11 protein-coding genes are annotated in these 12,538 nt (G+C 69.4%); 7 read left to right on the top strand and 4 right to left on the bottom strand.

Going from position 1 to position 12,538, the window contains the following annotated elements; genetic code table 11:
- Positions 1-97 precede the first annotated feature (97 nt).
- From AB3K92_RS37415 to AB3K92_RS37405, 3 genes are all read left to right on the top strand, one after another.
- Entirely contained in the window at positions 98-1,402 is a 1,305-nt protein-coding gene (locus AB3K92_RS37415) for an endoribonuclease L-PSP (RefSeq protein WP_369466800.1), read from the top strand.
- A gap of 125 nt (positions 1,403-1,527) precedes the next feature.
- Entirely contained in the window at positions 1,528-2,310 is a 783-nt protein-coding gene (locus tag AB3K92_RS37410) for a glycosyltransferase family 2 protein (protein ID WP_042975723.1), read from the top strand.
- A 195-nt stretch (positions 2,311-2,505) separates the two neighbouring features.
- Complete coding sequence (locus AB3K92_RS37405; protein WP_021160648.1) at positions 2,506-3,267, top strand: M48 family metalloprotease; 762 nt, start codon at positions 2,506-2,508, stop codon at positions 3,265-3,267.
- Positions 3,268-3,377: 110 nt separating this feature from the next.
- Here the strand turns inward: AB3K92_RS37405 and AB3K92_RS37400 are convergent, their stop codons facing one another.
- Genes AB3K92_RS37400 through AB3K92_RS37385 form a run of 4 tightly spaced genes read right to left on the bottom strand, consistent with a single transcriptional unit; the run spans position 3,378 to position 8,118 of the window.
- A complete protein-coding gene (locus tag AB3K92_RS37400; protein WP_021160647.1) occupies positions 3,378-5,090 on the bottom strand; it encodes a lactate permease LctP family transporter in 1,713 nt (570 codons plus the stop codon).
- Between the two features lie 57 nt (positions 5,091-5,147).
- Positions 5,148-6,593: a LutB/LldF family L-lactate oxidation iron-sulfur protein gene (locus AB3K92_RS37395; RefSeq protein WP_369466799.1), complete on the bottom strand. Its 1,446-nt coding sequence runs from the start codon at positions 6,591-6,593 to the stop codon at positions 5,148-5,150.
- On the bottom strand, positions 6,590-7,321 hold the full coding sequence (locus AB3K92_RS37390; protein ID WP_060233681.1) for a lactate utilization protein C: 732 nt from the start codon (positions 7,319-7,321) through the stop codon (positions 6,590-6,592). The genes AB3K92_RS37395 and AB3K92_RS37390 overlap by 4 nt, the downstream gene beginning before the upstream one ends.
- Positions 7,318-8,118 carry a (Fe-S)-binding protein gene (locus AB3K92_RS37385; RefSeq protein WP_048023188.1) on the bottom strand — a complete coding sequence of 267 codons (801 nt, stop codon included), beginning with the start codon at positions 8,116-8,118 and terminating at the stop codon, positions 7,318-7,320. Before AB3K92_RS37385 ends, AB3K92_RS37390 begins: the two co-directional genes overlap by 4 nt.
- 134 nt (positions 8,119-8,252) lie before the next feature.
- Between AB3K92_RS37385 and AB3K92_RS37380 the strand changes: the two genes are divergently transcribed.
- From AB3K92_RS37380 to AB3K92_RS37365, 4 genes are all read left to right on the top strand, one after another.
- Positions 8,253-8,969 (top strand): FadR/GntR family transcriptional regulator, encoded by a 717-nt coding sequence (locus AB3K92_RS37380; protein ID WP_027789137.1) that lies wholly within the window; start codon positions 8,253-8,255, stop codon positions 8,967-8,969.
- Between the two features lie 223 nt (positions 8,970-9,192).
- Complete coding sequence (locus AB3K92_RS37375; protein WP_059674673.1) at positions 9,193-10,815, top strand: phospholipase D family protein; 1,623 nt, start codon at positions 9,193-9,195, stop codon at positions 10,813-10,815.
- 133 nt (positions 10,816-10,948) lie between these two features.
- Positions 10,949-11,722, top strand: a complete 774-nt coding sequence (locus AB3K92_RS37370; protein ID WP_369466797.1) for a class II aldolase/adducin family protein — start codon at positions 10,949-10,951, stop codon at positions 11,720-11,722.
- A gap of 339 nt (positions 11,723-12,061) precedes the next feature.
- Complete coding sequence (locus AB3K92_RS37365; RefSeq protein ID WP_021161337.1) at positions 12,062-12,496, top strand: CHRD domain-containing protein; 435 nt, start codon at positions 12,062-12,064, stop codon at positions 12,494-12,496.
- The last annotated feature ends 42 nt before the right edge of the window (positions 12,497-12,538 follow it).

The following is a 12,538-nucleotide window of genomic DNA, read 5'->3' as shown; positions in this document are numbered from 1 at the left end:
GGCGTCGGCGTGACGTAATGCAACGCGGCATAACGCAACGCAGCACAGCGCATGCCGCGAGGTTGCGCGACCAGCGCCGCATAGTGAGGAAATCGAAGTGTCCGTGCATCCAGTCGACGCCGAACGGCGCCCGTGTTCCCTGTCGTCCTCCGCTGCGCCACTCGCGCGCGGGCAGGCGGCGGCCGGGCCGGCCGCATTGCGACCGGGCGTGCCGCTCGCGCACGACGAGGGCCGCGCGCTGCGGCTCGTCCGGATGAGCGATGCCCGGCTCGCCGCGTTGCTGCACGATGCACGCAGCCGTGACGACGGATTCGACCACGTGTTGCCCGGCGCACTTGGCGCGGTGTGCATCGGCGCGGGCGACCTGCAGCGCACATCCCGAACCGGATCGCACGCGGACGCGGCGGCGCGGATGCTGGCCGAAGTCGTGCCCGACCTGCCGGTCGCGCCGGTGCCGATGGCGCTGCTCGGCGCGGGCATCGCGCCGGACGACGCCGTCTGCGAAATCTGGCAATGCCATGCGCGCGACCTGCGCAGCGAACGACACGGCGCGCTGCACTATCGCTACAGCGAGGCGGCGGGTCTCGTGTTCGGCAGCATCGTCGTGCACGAGCGCGACACACCCGACGCGCATCGCGACGGCGGCACGCCGCTCGAACGCGCGACGCACGATGCGTACCGCACGCTGTTCGACGTGCTCGATTCGCTCGGCATGCCGCATCCGCTGCGCATCTGGAATACGGTGCCGGCGATCAATGCGGTGCAGTTCGGGATCGAGCGCTATCGTCAGTTCAATATCGGCCGCCAGCATGCGTTCGACGCGTGCCGCCGCGCGCTGACGGGCGGCGTGCCGGCCGCGTGCGCGCTCGGTTCGGTCGTGCCGGTCGCGGGCGATGCATCGCCGGCCGCGCCGCTCGCGATCCATTTCCTCGCGAGCCGCACGCCGGCCGATCCGATTGAGAACCCGCGCCAGGTCAGCGCGTATCACTATCCGGCGCAGTACGGCCCGCGGGCACCGACGTTCGCGCGCGCAGCCGCATGGCCGGCGGGCGATGCCGCGCCGGTGCTGTTCGTGTCGGGCACCGCGAGCATCGTCGGGCATCGCACCGTGCATCTCGGCGACGTCGTCGCGCAAACGCGCGAGACGGTCGCGAACCTCGCGGCCGTGCTCGAGCAGGCCGCCCGCCAGGGGCACGGCCCGTTCACGCTCGCCGACCTGAGCTATCGCGTCTACGTGCGCGACGCCAGCGATGCCGCGGCGCTGGCCGCGATCGGGCAGGTGCTGCGCGACGCGGCCGGCCCCGGCGTGCGGCCGCTCGTCGTCCATGCGGACGTGTGCCGCGACGACCTGCTGGTCGAGATCGAGGCCAGCGCGGGTCATGAGGAGGCGTGGCTGTCATGAAGCGTGAGAGCCTCACGATCCGGCAACCGGCTCCGCATTCGGGCGGCGCCGACGAAGCCTGCCGACGTTCGCCGGCAAGTCATAAACTTTTGTCAGGATCCCCGTCTTCGCAATCGGCCGTTTCCATGTCCAAGCAGCACGCCTCGTCCACCCATCTCGTCCTGATTCCGAGCTACAACCCGGGCACCAAGGTCGACACGACCGTGCGCAATGCGCGAGCGCAGTGGAATCCGGTGTGGGTCGTCGTCGACGGCAGCACCGACGGCAGCGCCGAACGGCTGCAGGCCATGGCCGAACGCGACCCGGGGTTGCGCGTGATCGTGCTGCCCGAGAACCGCGGCAAGGGCGCCGCGGTGCTCGCCGGGCTCGACGCGGCAGCCGCGAGCGGCTTCACGCATGTATTGACGATGGATTCGGACGGCCAGCATCCGGCCGACCTGATTCCCGCGTTCATGGCCGCGTCGCAGGCCGCACCCGACGCGATGGTGCTGGGCGTGCCGAAGTTCGACGCGAGCGCGCCGCAGTTGCGCGTGCAGGGGCGCCGGCTGTCGAACGCGTGGGCCGACCTCGAGACGCTGTGGGCCGGAATCGGCGATTCGCTGTACGGGTTTCGCGTGTATCCGGTCGCGCCGCTGGCCGCGATCATGCGCCGCCAGCCGTGGATGCGCGGCTTCGACTTCGATCCCGAGGCGGCCGTGCGGCTGTGCTGGGCCGGCGTGCGTCCGATCCGCATCGACGCGCCGGTGCGCTATTTCGGCCGTCACGAGGGCGGCGTCTCGCACTTCCACTACGGCCGCGACAACGCGCTGCTCGCGTGGATGCACCTGCGCCTTTTCACCGGCTTCGTGGCGCGGCTGCCGATGCTGGTCGCGCGGCGGTTGGCGCGACGCCACGATCAGACCGCCTGAGCACGCCCGATTTTCATGCCGATCGTTGCCCGGTCGCGGCGATTGCCCCGCTTTTTGTCATCAATCCCGCGCCGGTGCACCGCTTCGTTCCAGTTTGCCGAGTAATGAACGTGTCATCCGATGTAAACATCTGGTAATTTTCTGCCGGATTATGCAAAATCGCCGCTCCCAAATAAAACTATCGAGGGATCCGGGATGCAACTCAAGAAAGCGGTGGCAGCGTGTGGCGTGGCGTTTCTGTTGAGCGCGTGCGGCGGGGTACAGAGCCTTGACGCGAACAGCCTGACGTCGGCGGGGACGAGCCTGTACAAGGCAGCGACGTTGTCGGATGCCGACATCGCCGCGCTGTCGAACGATTCGTGCAAGTCGAGCGATGCGGAATCGAAGGTCGCGCCGGCGAACAGCGCGTACTCGAAGCGTCTGACGAAAGTGATGAAGGGCTTCGGCGACATGACGCTGAACGGCCAGAAGATCAACTACAAGGTCTACATGACCAAGGACGTCAACGCGTGGGCGATGGGCAACGGCTGCGTGCGCGTGTACAGCGGCCTGATGGACATGATGAACGACGACGAACTGCGCGGCGTGATCGGCCATGAAATGGGCCACGTTGCGCTGGGTCACTCGAAGAAGGCGATGCAGACGGCCTACGCGGTCAGCGCGGCGCGCACCGCGGCCGGCGCGGCATCGCCGGGCGTGGCGGCGCTGACGAGCTCGCAGCTCGGCGACATCACCGAGAAGTTCATCAACGCGCAGTTCTCGCAGACGCAGGAAAGCGCGGCCGACGACTACTCGTTCGACCTGATGAAGCAGAAGAACATGAACCAGAAGGGCCTCGTCACCGCATTCCAGAAACTCGCGCAGCTCGATGGCGGCAAGAGCTCGATGATGAGCTCGCACCCGTCGTCGTCGAGCCGGGCGCAGCACATCCAGGATCGCATCGCGAAGGGCAGCTGATCGCCGCCCGATGCGCCGGCGCCGTCCGGCGCCCTGGATGAACGAAACCCCACGCTTCGCGGCGTGGGGTTTTTGTTTTTCGGGGAACCGGAAAACGGCCGGCCGCTTGCTTACGGCACCATTCCCGGCAACACGTACGCCTGCACGAGCGTGATCAGGCCGACGATCACCGCGAACAGCAGGCTGTGTCTTACCGTGAAGCGGAACAGCTCCGACTCCTTGCCGACGAGGCCCGTTGCCGCGCATGCCACCGCGATCGACTGCGGCGAGATCATCTTCGCGGTCACGCCGCCCGTCGTGTTCGCGGCCACCGCGAGCGTCTCGGGTACGCCGAGCTGATGGGCCGTGGCCTGCTGCAGCGAGCAGAACAGCGCATTCGACGACGTGTCCGAGCCCGTCAGGAACACCCCGAGCCAGCCGAGGAACGGCGAGAAGAACGGGAACGCGGCGCCGGTCGCGGCCAGCATCAGCGCGAGCGTCGACGACATCCCCGAATAGTTCGCGACGAACGCGAATGCGAGCACGAGGCCGATCGACAGGATCGGGCGGGTCAGTTCCTTCAGCGTCTCGCCGAACGTGACGAGCGCGTCGCGCGGCTTCATCCGCAGCAGCACCATCGAGATCAGCGCGGTCACGAGGATCGCGCTGCCCACCGCCGACACGAGATCGATCTTCAGCACGGCGTCGAGCGCCTTCGGCGTCGCGGCGATCGGTGCGGTCTTCACGACGAGCTGGTCGAGCCCCGCCACGTGGAATTTCAGCACGGTCGACGCGAGCGCGCCGTGGGCGGCGAACAGCGCCTTGAACGGCGCGATGCTCCACACGGTGACGACGGCCGTCAGGATCAGGAACGGCGACCATGCGCGCACGGTCTGCGCGAGCGTGTACGGCGATGCCTGCCGGCTGGTGCCCGCGCCGAAGCCGTTGCGCGAGCCCGCGCCGCCGAAGCCCGCGAGCGCGGCGCCGCCGCCCGACGCAACGACGCTGCCGGCCGCCTGCTTCGCGGTGCGCGGCTGCCAGACCTTCAGGAACGCGGCGAGCGCGACGAGGCTGACGAGCGACGACGTGATGTCCGGCAGCTCGGGCCCGATGTGGTTCGACGTGAAGTATTGCGTCACCGCGAAGCTGCCGCCCGCGACGAGCGCGGCCGGCCACGTCTGCCGCACGCCGCGCAGCCCGTCCATCATGAACACGAGCCAGAACGGCACCGCGAGCGACAGCAGCGGCAACTGGCGGCCGGCCATCGCGCCGATATGGAACGGGTCGATGCCCGTCACCTGTCCGGCGACGATGATCGGGATCCCCATCGCACCGAACGCGACCGGCGCGGTGTTTGCAATCAGACACAGTCCTGCCGCGTGCAGCGGCTTGAAGCCGAGCCCGACGAGCAGTGCGGCCGTGATCGCGACGGGCGCGCCGAAGCCGGCCGCACCTTCGAGGAACGCGCCGAACGAGAAGCCGATCAGCAGCATCTGCAGGCGCTGGTCGTCGGTGATCGACAGCACGGACGCGCGGATGATGTCGAACTGGCCGGTCTTCACGACGATCTTGTACAGGAACACGGCCGCGACGATGATCCACGCGATCGGCCACAGGCCGTATGCGAAGCCGAAACCGGCCGCCGCGAGCGCCTGAGGCACGGGCATCCCGTAAGCGAGGATCGCGACGCCGAGCGACAGCAGCAGCGTGATCGCCGCGGCGACGTGGCCCTTGAGCCGCAGCGCGGCCAGTGCGACGAAAAAGAAAATGATCGGGATTGCGGCGACGAACGCCGACAGCCCGAGGCTGCCGAGCGGCGTATAGATCTGGTGCCAAACCTGCATGGGTGTCTCCTCCATCTGTGTCTGTCTATCTATGGGTATGGGTGGGTAAAGCGGGGGCTACTCGGGCTGGCCGCGTGCGCGCAGCAGGTCGGACAGGCTGCGCGGTGCCGGTTCGAGCGGCGTGCGGTGCTGTGTCCAGCCCATCTGTTTCGCGGGTGTCAGCGCACGCAGGCGCGTCGCGGTCCAGCGGAACGCGCGGTACGCGCGCGGATGCGCGAACGCGCCCGACCAGAAGCGCCACACGAGGTCTTCCGCGCGGGTGTAGTTCGCGCCCTGGCCGCGCAGCGGATGCGCGACGGGTTCGTCGGGCTTGCGGTTCGCCTCGGTACGCAGCCGCACGAGCAGTTGCGGGATCGGGATCCGCACCGGGCACACCTCGCCGCATGCGCCGCACAGCGTCGACGCGGTCGGCAGGTCGGCCGTCGCGTCGAGGCCGAGCAGGTGCGGCGAGATGATCTTGCCGATCGGGCCCGGATAGGTCGTGCCGTACGCGTGGCCGCCGATGCGCGTGTAGACGGGGCAGTGGTTCATGCACGCGCCGCAGCGGATGCACTGCAGCGTCGCGCGCAGCTGTTCGTCCGCATAGGCCTGCGTGCGGCCGTTGTCGAGCAGCACGAGATGCAGCTCGCGCGGGCCGTCGCGTTCGCCGTCGCGGCGCGGGCCCGAGATCAGGTTGAAGTAGGTCGTGATCGCCTGGCCGGTGGCCGAGCGCGTGAGCAGGCTCGACAAGGGCACGACGTGCTCGAGTTTCTCGACGACCTTCTCGATCCCCATGATCGCGACGTGCGTGTCGGGCACCGTCGTCGACAGGCGGCCGTTGCCTTCGTTCTCGACGAGCCACAGCGTGCCCGTGTCGGCCGCCGCGAAGTTCACGCCGGACAGGCCGATGTCCGCCTCGGCGAACGCGCGCCGCAGGGCGCGTCGGCCGGTCTGGATCAGCTCGTCGACGTCTTCCGTGTAGCGCGTGCCGGGGATGTGCGCCTCGAACAGTTCGGCGATGTCGCCGCGCGTCTTGTGGATCGCCGGCATCACGATATGCGACGGCTTCTCGCCCGCGAGCTGCACGATGAACTCGCCCATGTCGGATTCGATGCAGTCGACGCCGTGCTCCGCGAGGTAATGGTTCAGCTCGATTTCCTCGCTCGCCATCGACTTGCCCTTGATCACGCGGCGCGCCTTCTTCGCCTGCGCGATGCCGAGCACGATCGCGTTCGCGTCGGCGGCCGTCTCGGCCCAGTGCACGTGCACGCCGGCTTCGGTGAGCTTCGTCTCCAGCCGTTCGAGCAGCGCGGGCAACTGCGCGAGCGCGTGTTGCCGCACCGCTTCACCGAGGTCGCGCAGCTGCTGCAGTTCGGCGTCGTCGGGGAACTGCGTCGCGCGCTTGCCCTGCAGGAAGTCCATCGCGCCGCGAAAGCTCCGGCGCAATGCGGGATCGTCGAGCGCGGCGCGCGCGCGGGCCTTGAAGTCGCCGGGGGCGACGAATTGCAGCGTGTGGTCGCTCATTGCGGGAGGTCCTCGCGGGCGGTTGCAGCCGGCCGGGCGGCGGAATCGGTGACGATCACGACCCACAGGCGGCGCGGGCCGTGTGCGCCATAGGCGAGCGTCTGCTGGATGTCGGACGTCTTCGACGGGCCCGACACCAGCACCAGGTTGGTCGGCATGCCGGCGTGCCAGCGCTCCGCGTGGACGGCCGCGTGCAGGTCGGGATGCAGCGTGCTCGCATGGACGAGCGCGACATGCAGCGGCGGCACCAGCGACACCGTGCGCGGCGTGCCGGCATCGGGGGCGAGCACGACGGTGCCGGTGGCGGCGATGCCCGAACGCGCGACGGTGAAGCCCGCGTCGATCGTGTCGAACAGCTCGGCCTTCCACGCGTCGATCGGCCGGTCGAACGGCACAGGCGCAACCGTGTCGGGCAGCGCGCGGGCGAGTGCAGCGGATTCGGCGCGGGCCGGATCGAGCAGCAGCCGGCGCACGCCGGCTTCGGCGAGCCGCGCGGCGAGCTGCGCGGGCCATGCGTCGCCGGTCGCGCACCAGACGTCCGCGTGCGACGCGGTGAGCGCGGCCTGCATCGTGCGGGCGAGCGTGTGCGGATCGTGCGCCGTCCCGGCCTGCGAGCGGCGCGTGTCGTAATGCGTGTCGATGCGTGCGTCGAGCGCGCGGCCGGACGGGGCGGCGACGCCCGGCGCGGCGGCGCGCAGCCGCGCGAGGATCGCGTCGCGCGCGCTCACGGCTGGTCTCCGCGCAGCGACGCGGCGCTTGCCGTGCGCCGCCACAGGAAGCTCGCGAGGTGCTCGACCGGCAGCGCCGCGCCGGCCTTGGCCGCCGCGTGGCCGATGTTCAGCAGGCAACCGCAGTCGGCGGACACGAGCCGGTCGCAGCCCGTCGCGCAGGCCGACGCGACCTTGTCGCGCACCATCGCGCCGGAGATGTCGGGATGCTTCAGCGAGAACGTGCCGCCGAAGCCGCAGCATTCGGATTCGCGTTCGTGTTCGACGCGCGTCACGCCCGGCAGTGCGTCGACGAGCGCGACGCCGTGCCCGCGCGTGCCCATCTCGCGCCGCGCCGCGCACGACGTGTGCAGCACGACGCGTTCGTCGGGCCCGGCGCCGGCCGTCGCCGCGTCGAGCCGCACGTCGAGCACGTGGACGAGGAATTCGGCGAGTTCATAGGTCCGCTCCGCGATCGCGCGGGCTCGCGGGCCGTACACGGGATCGTCGGCGAACAGCGCCGGCCAATGGTGGCGGATCATCCCCGCGCACGAGCCGGAGGGCACGATCACGGGCCACGCTTGCGCGAACAGGTCGAGCTGCGCGGCTGCGACCCGGCGCGCTTCGTCGGGATTGCCGCTGCTGTAGGCCGGCTGCCCGCAGCAGCTCTGGCCGCGCGGATAGTGGACGGTCAGGCCTTCGCGTTCCAGCAGGCGGACCGCGTCGAGCCCGGCTTCGGGGACGAACAGGTCGACCAGGCAGGTCGCGAACAGATAGACGTGCGCGGGGGCGGCGGCGGGGTATTGCCTTTCGTTCATGTCTCGCTCCAGTGGCGACGGCCCGGCATGCGGATGCGGGACGACGATTTCGCTGCATAATTCCCGCGACGGCGCTGCGGCTCAAATTGGTTGGGCCAATCGGCGCGGCACGCATTGAGCGGGGAGACGCGACGATGGCAGCGATGACGGCACGGGGCCGGACCGAAGGGGTGATGCGCAAGATCGAGACGGCACTGCTCGACGGCACATGGCCGGCCGGCGCACGCCTGCCGGCCGAGCGCGTGCTTGCGCAGCAGTACGGGGTTGCGCGCAATACGGTGCGCGAGGCGACCCAGCGGCTCGTCGCGCGCGGGCTGCTGCAGAGCCGGCGCGGCGCGGGCGTCTACGTGACGGACCAGTTGCGCGCCGGCATCGCGTCGCCGTGGGGGCAACTGGTCGCCGATCACCCCGCGCTGCGCGACGACATCCTCGAGTTTCGGCGCGTGCTCGAAGGCGCGACCGCGTATTTCGCCGCGCTGCGCGCCGACGCGCACGACCGGCGCCGGATCCGTGCGCTGCTGCGCGAGCTCGAAACCGCGCACGCGAACGGCGCGGCGGCCGTCGAAGCCGCGACCGACGCGAAGCTGCACGAGGCAATCGCGCTCGCGTCGCACAACACGATGTTCCTGCACCTGCATACGAGCGTGATCGGGATGCTGCGTGAGCACATCTCGATCAACGTGGCGGGCATGACGACGCACGACGAGCACGCGTCCGAACTCCTGCTGTTGCAGCACCGCGTCGTGTGCGACGCGATCTGCGCGCAACGGCCCGAAGAGGCGCGCACTGCGATGCAGACCCATATCGACTACGTGCGCAGCCATTTCGAGCGCAGCGGCGACGAGGCCTGAGATTGGTCGGACTACTTCGGTGCGAGGCCCGCCCGGCGGGCACCTTCGGTGCGGCGGGCCTCGATGCCCGGCACGCGCGCGCACGCCCGCGGTTCGAGGCCGTCGGTGCCGCCCGCGCGATTGACCGGTTCATCGGGCGCCTACTAGAATCGGCCGGAACCGCGCGCCAGCCGCGCGCCGCGGCGCATGCGGGCCCTGTGTTCCGCCAGTCGAGGAAGTCTTCGTGTTCACGTCCCTGATCCGGCGCGCACCGGCCGCGCTGTCGTGGCGCGCCGCATGCCGCCCGGCCCGCGCGCTGGCCGCCGGCGTACTCCTGTCGCTCGTCGCCGCGTGCGCGACGCATCCGCCCGCCACCACGCTCGATCGCCCGGTCTCCCATGCGTTGCCGCCCGATACCGCGACGCCGTTGCGCGATGCGCTGGCCGCGCCCGAGGCCGCGCATCCGGGCCAGTCGGGTTTCCGGCTGCTGGCCGACGGCGCGCAGGCGTTGCAGATGCGCATCGCGCTCGCGCGCGCCGCGACGAAGACGCTCGACATGCAGTACTACATCGCGACCGAGGACACGACCGGCAAGCTGCTGCTCGCCGCGGCGCTCTACGCGGCCGATCGCGGCGTGCGCGTGCGGATGCTGGTCGACGACCTGAATTTCCGCGACATCGATCGCGTGATGGCCGCGCTGAACACGCACCCGAACATCGAGATCCGCGTGTTCAACCCGTTCGGCGCATCGCAGGGGATGGTCGAGCGCACGGCCAACTTCTTCACGCGCATCGACAGCTTCACGCGCCGGATGCACAACAAGGCGATGATCGCGGACAACCAGATCGCGATCGTCGGCGGCCGCAACCTCGGCGACGAATACTTCAGCGCGAGCCCGACGCTGCAGTTCCGCGATCTCGACGTGCTCGCCGCGGGGCCCGTGACGAACGACGTCTCGGCGAGCTTCGACACCTACTGGTCGAGCGCGAGCAGCTACCCGCTGCGCGTGCTGAATCATCAGTCGTTCGATCCGAAGGAGCTCGACGCGATGCGCGACGAGCTGCGCGACCACTGGCGCAAGAATGCCGATCCGTACAACGCGAAGCCGCTGAACGCGACGCCGCTCGCGCAGCAGATCGCGCGCGACGAGCTCGGGCTCGTGTGGGCGCCGGCGGAGTTCAAGGTCGACGCGCCCGACAAGGTCGCGCAGCCGACCGACGCGTACGTGAGCCCGCCGATGCAGCGCCTCGTCGAGCTGACGCGCGGCGCGCAGCGGGAATTCCTCGCGTTCTCGCCGTATTTCGTGCCGCACGACGCGGGCGTGAAGATCCTCGGCGACACGACCGCGCGCGGCGTGCGCGTCGCGATCCTGACCAATTCGCTCGCCGCGACCGACGCGGTCGCCGTGCAGGCCGGCTACGGGCCGTACCGCGTGCCGCTGCTGCAGCACGGCGTCGAGTTGTACGAGTTCAAGGCGCAGCCGGGTCGCCAGCGTCCGCGCCTGTTCGGGTCGCGTTCGCGCGCGAGCCTGCACGCGAAGGCGTACGTGATCGACCGGAAGATCCTCGTGATCGGCTCGATGAACCTCGATCCGCGTTCCGCGCACCTGAACACCGAACTGGCGCTGGTGATCCATAGCCCGGCGCTCGCCGAGCAGGTCGCGCAGATCTTCGCGCGCGCGGCGCAGCCGGACGAAAGCTACCGCGTGAGCCTCGTGACGCCGGCGGGCGGCGGCACGCCCGAACTCGAATGGACGGGCACGGACGACGGCAAGCCCGCCGTCTATCACGTCGATCCGCACGCGGGGCTGCTGCGCAACCTGATGACCGGCGTCTTCATGCTGCTGCCGGTCGACGACCAGCTTTAGGGGACGGAAGCGCTCCGGCTAAACCCGCGTTTCCGGTGCGCGGGCAAAGGTGATATGGTTGTGCGCGCAACGAGTGTGGTGCGCCGGCCGGCGCCACGCGTGCCGCGCACATTCGCAACCGGAGTTCCCCCCCATGCAACGTGTCCCGAACCAGCCGTTCACGCGTCCCGCCCGTTTCTCCGAAGCCGAATGGCAGGCGCGCGTGCAGCTCGCGGCGGCTTACCGCATCTTCGACCATCTCGGCTGGACCGAGCTGATCTACAACCATATCTCGCTGCGCGTGCCGGGCGAGGACGGGCACTTCCTGATCAACCCGTTCGGACTCCATTACCGCGAGGTGTGCGCGTCGAACCTCGTGAAGATCGACATCGACGGCAACGTGATCGGTCATTCCGACTGGCCGATCAATCCGGCCGGCTTCACGTTCCACGGTGCGATCCATGCGGCGCTGCCCGATGCGCACTGCGTGATGCACGTGCACACGACGCCGACGATGGCCGTGTGCTGTTCGCGCGACGGGCTGTCGTTCTCGAATTTCTATTCGGCGCAGCTGTACGGGAAGGTCGCGTATCACGACTTCGAGGGCATCACCGTGCATCTGGAGGAGGGGCGGCGCATCGTCGAGAGCGCGGGCGGGCGGCCCGTGCTGCTGCTGCGCAACCATGGGCCCGTGACGATCGGCGCGACGCTCGCGCAGACGTTCTCGCTGATGTGGCTGCTCAATCGCGCGTGCGAGGTGCAGGTCGCCACGCATGCGATCGGCGACGCACTGGCGATCGCGCCGCCCGTGCTCGAAGGGTGCGTGCGCGATTCGCTGAATTTCGATCCGAAGCATGGCGCGGGGCAGGATGCGTTCGACGCACTGCAGCGTATCGTCGATCGCATCGATCCCGGTTATCGGGCGTGACGCGGGGCGGCGTGATCGCTTCGTGAGGCTCGATGCGGCAGGTCCCGAATCCGGCGGCGGGCAAAAAAAAACGCGGCCGGGTGGCCGCGTGAATACTCGCAGACTCCTTCGGACGAAGGAAACAAGCAACTGTGAGATGAAGTGTAGCGAAAGGCCGCACGCGGATTCAGCCATCAGGCTGCAAAGGTCCCTTCCAGCCTGAGGCAGACTGGCCTGCCGAGCGCGCTGCGGCGTTTTGCGGCATGGCCGTTCGGCGGGCTCCCGGATCGGCGGCGATCGACTACCATCATGTGTGGCGCCGCCGTTCGGTCGGCGTACAACGTCGTACAAGGAGAGTCCATGCTCAAGCTGCGTTTGCTCCAGGTCGCGTTACTCGCGGGTGTGCTGGCCGCCGGCACCGCCGCCGCCGAAACGGTGCGCCTGTCCGCCAATCTCCAGCCGTCGAGCGAGGTGCCCCCGACGGCGACCAAGGGCTCGGGCGACGTCGAGGCCACCTACGACACGGCAACGCACATGCTGCAGTGGACGGTCCGTTACGAACACCTCACCGGCCCGGCCACCGCCGCGCATTTCCACGGGCCCGCGCCGGTCGGCCAGAACGCGGGCGTGCAGGTGCCGATTCCAAAGGACGAGCTGGCGAGCCCGATCAAGGGTTCGAAGGCACTCACCGACGCACAGGTCACCGACCTGATGGGCGGCAAGTGGTATTTCAACGTCCATACGAAGGAGCACCCGGCCGGCGAGATCCGCGGCCAGGTGATGCCGGCGAACTGAGCGCCGGCGTTTGATATGGAGGCACCTGTCGAGCGGTGCGGG

The organism is Burkholderia sp. Bmkn7 (assembly GCF_041103175.1).
Classification (GTDB): domain Bacteria; phylum Pseudomonadota; class Gammaproteobacteria; order Burkholderiales; family Burkholderiaceae; genus Burkholderia; species Burkholderia cepacia.
Note: the sequence above shows the minus strand (reverse complement) of the source record. Positions and strands in the feature narration are given on the sequence as shown.

Coding starts and splice junctions, on each gene's coding strand:
- AB3K92_RS37370 (WP_369466797.1), top strand. CDS start 10,949: ATGCAACGTGTCCCGAACCAGCCGTTCACGCGTCCCGCCCGTTTCTCC.
- AB3K92_RS37405 (WP_021160648.1), top strand. CDS start 2,506: ATGCAACTCAAGAAAGCGGTGGCAGCGTGTGGCGTGGCGTTTCTGTTG.
- AB3K92_RS37385 (WP_048023188.1), bottom strand. CDS start 8,118: ATGAACGAAAGGCAATACCCCGCCGCCGCCCCCGCGCACGTCTATCTG.
- AB3K92_RS37380 (WP_027789137.1), top strand. CDS start 8,253: ATGGCAGCGATGACGGCACGGGGCCGGACCGAAGGGGTGATGCGCAAG.
- AB3K92_RS37410 (WP_042975723.1), top strand. CDS start 1,528: ATGTCCAAGCAGCACGCCTCGTCCACCCATCTCGTCCTGATTCCGAGC.
- AB3K92_RS37365 (WP_021161337.1), top strand. CDS start 12,062: ATGCTCAAGCTGCGTTTGCTCCAGGTCGCGTTACTCGCGGGTGTGCTG.
- AB3K92_RS37395 (WP_369466799.1), bottom strand. CDS start 6,593: ATGAGCGACCACACGCTGCAATTCGTCGCCCCCGGCGACTTCAAGGCC.
- AB3K92_RS37400 (WP_021160647.1), bottom strand. CDS start 5,090: ATGCAGGTTTGGCACCAGATCTATACGCCGCTCGGCAGCCTCGGGCTG.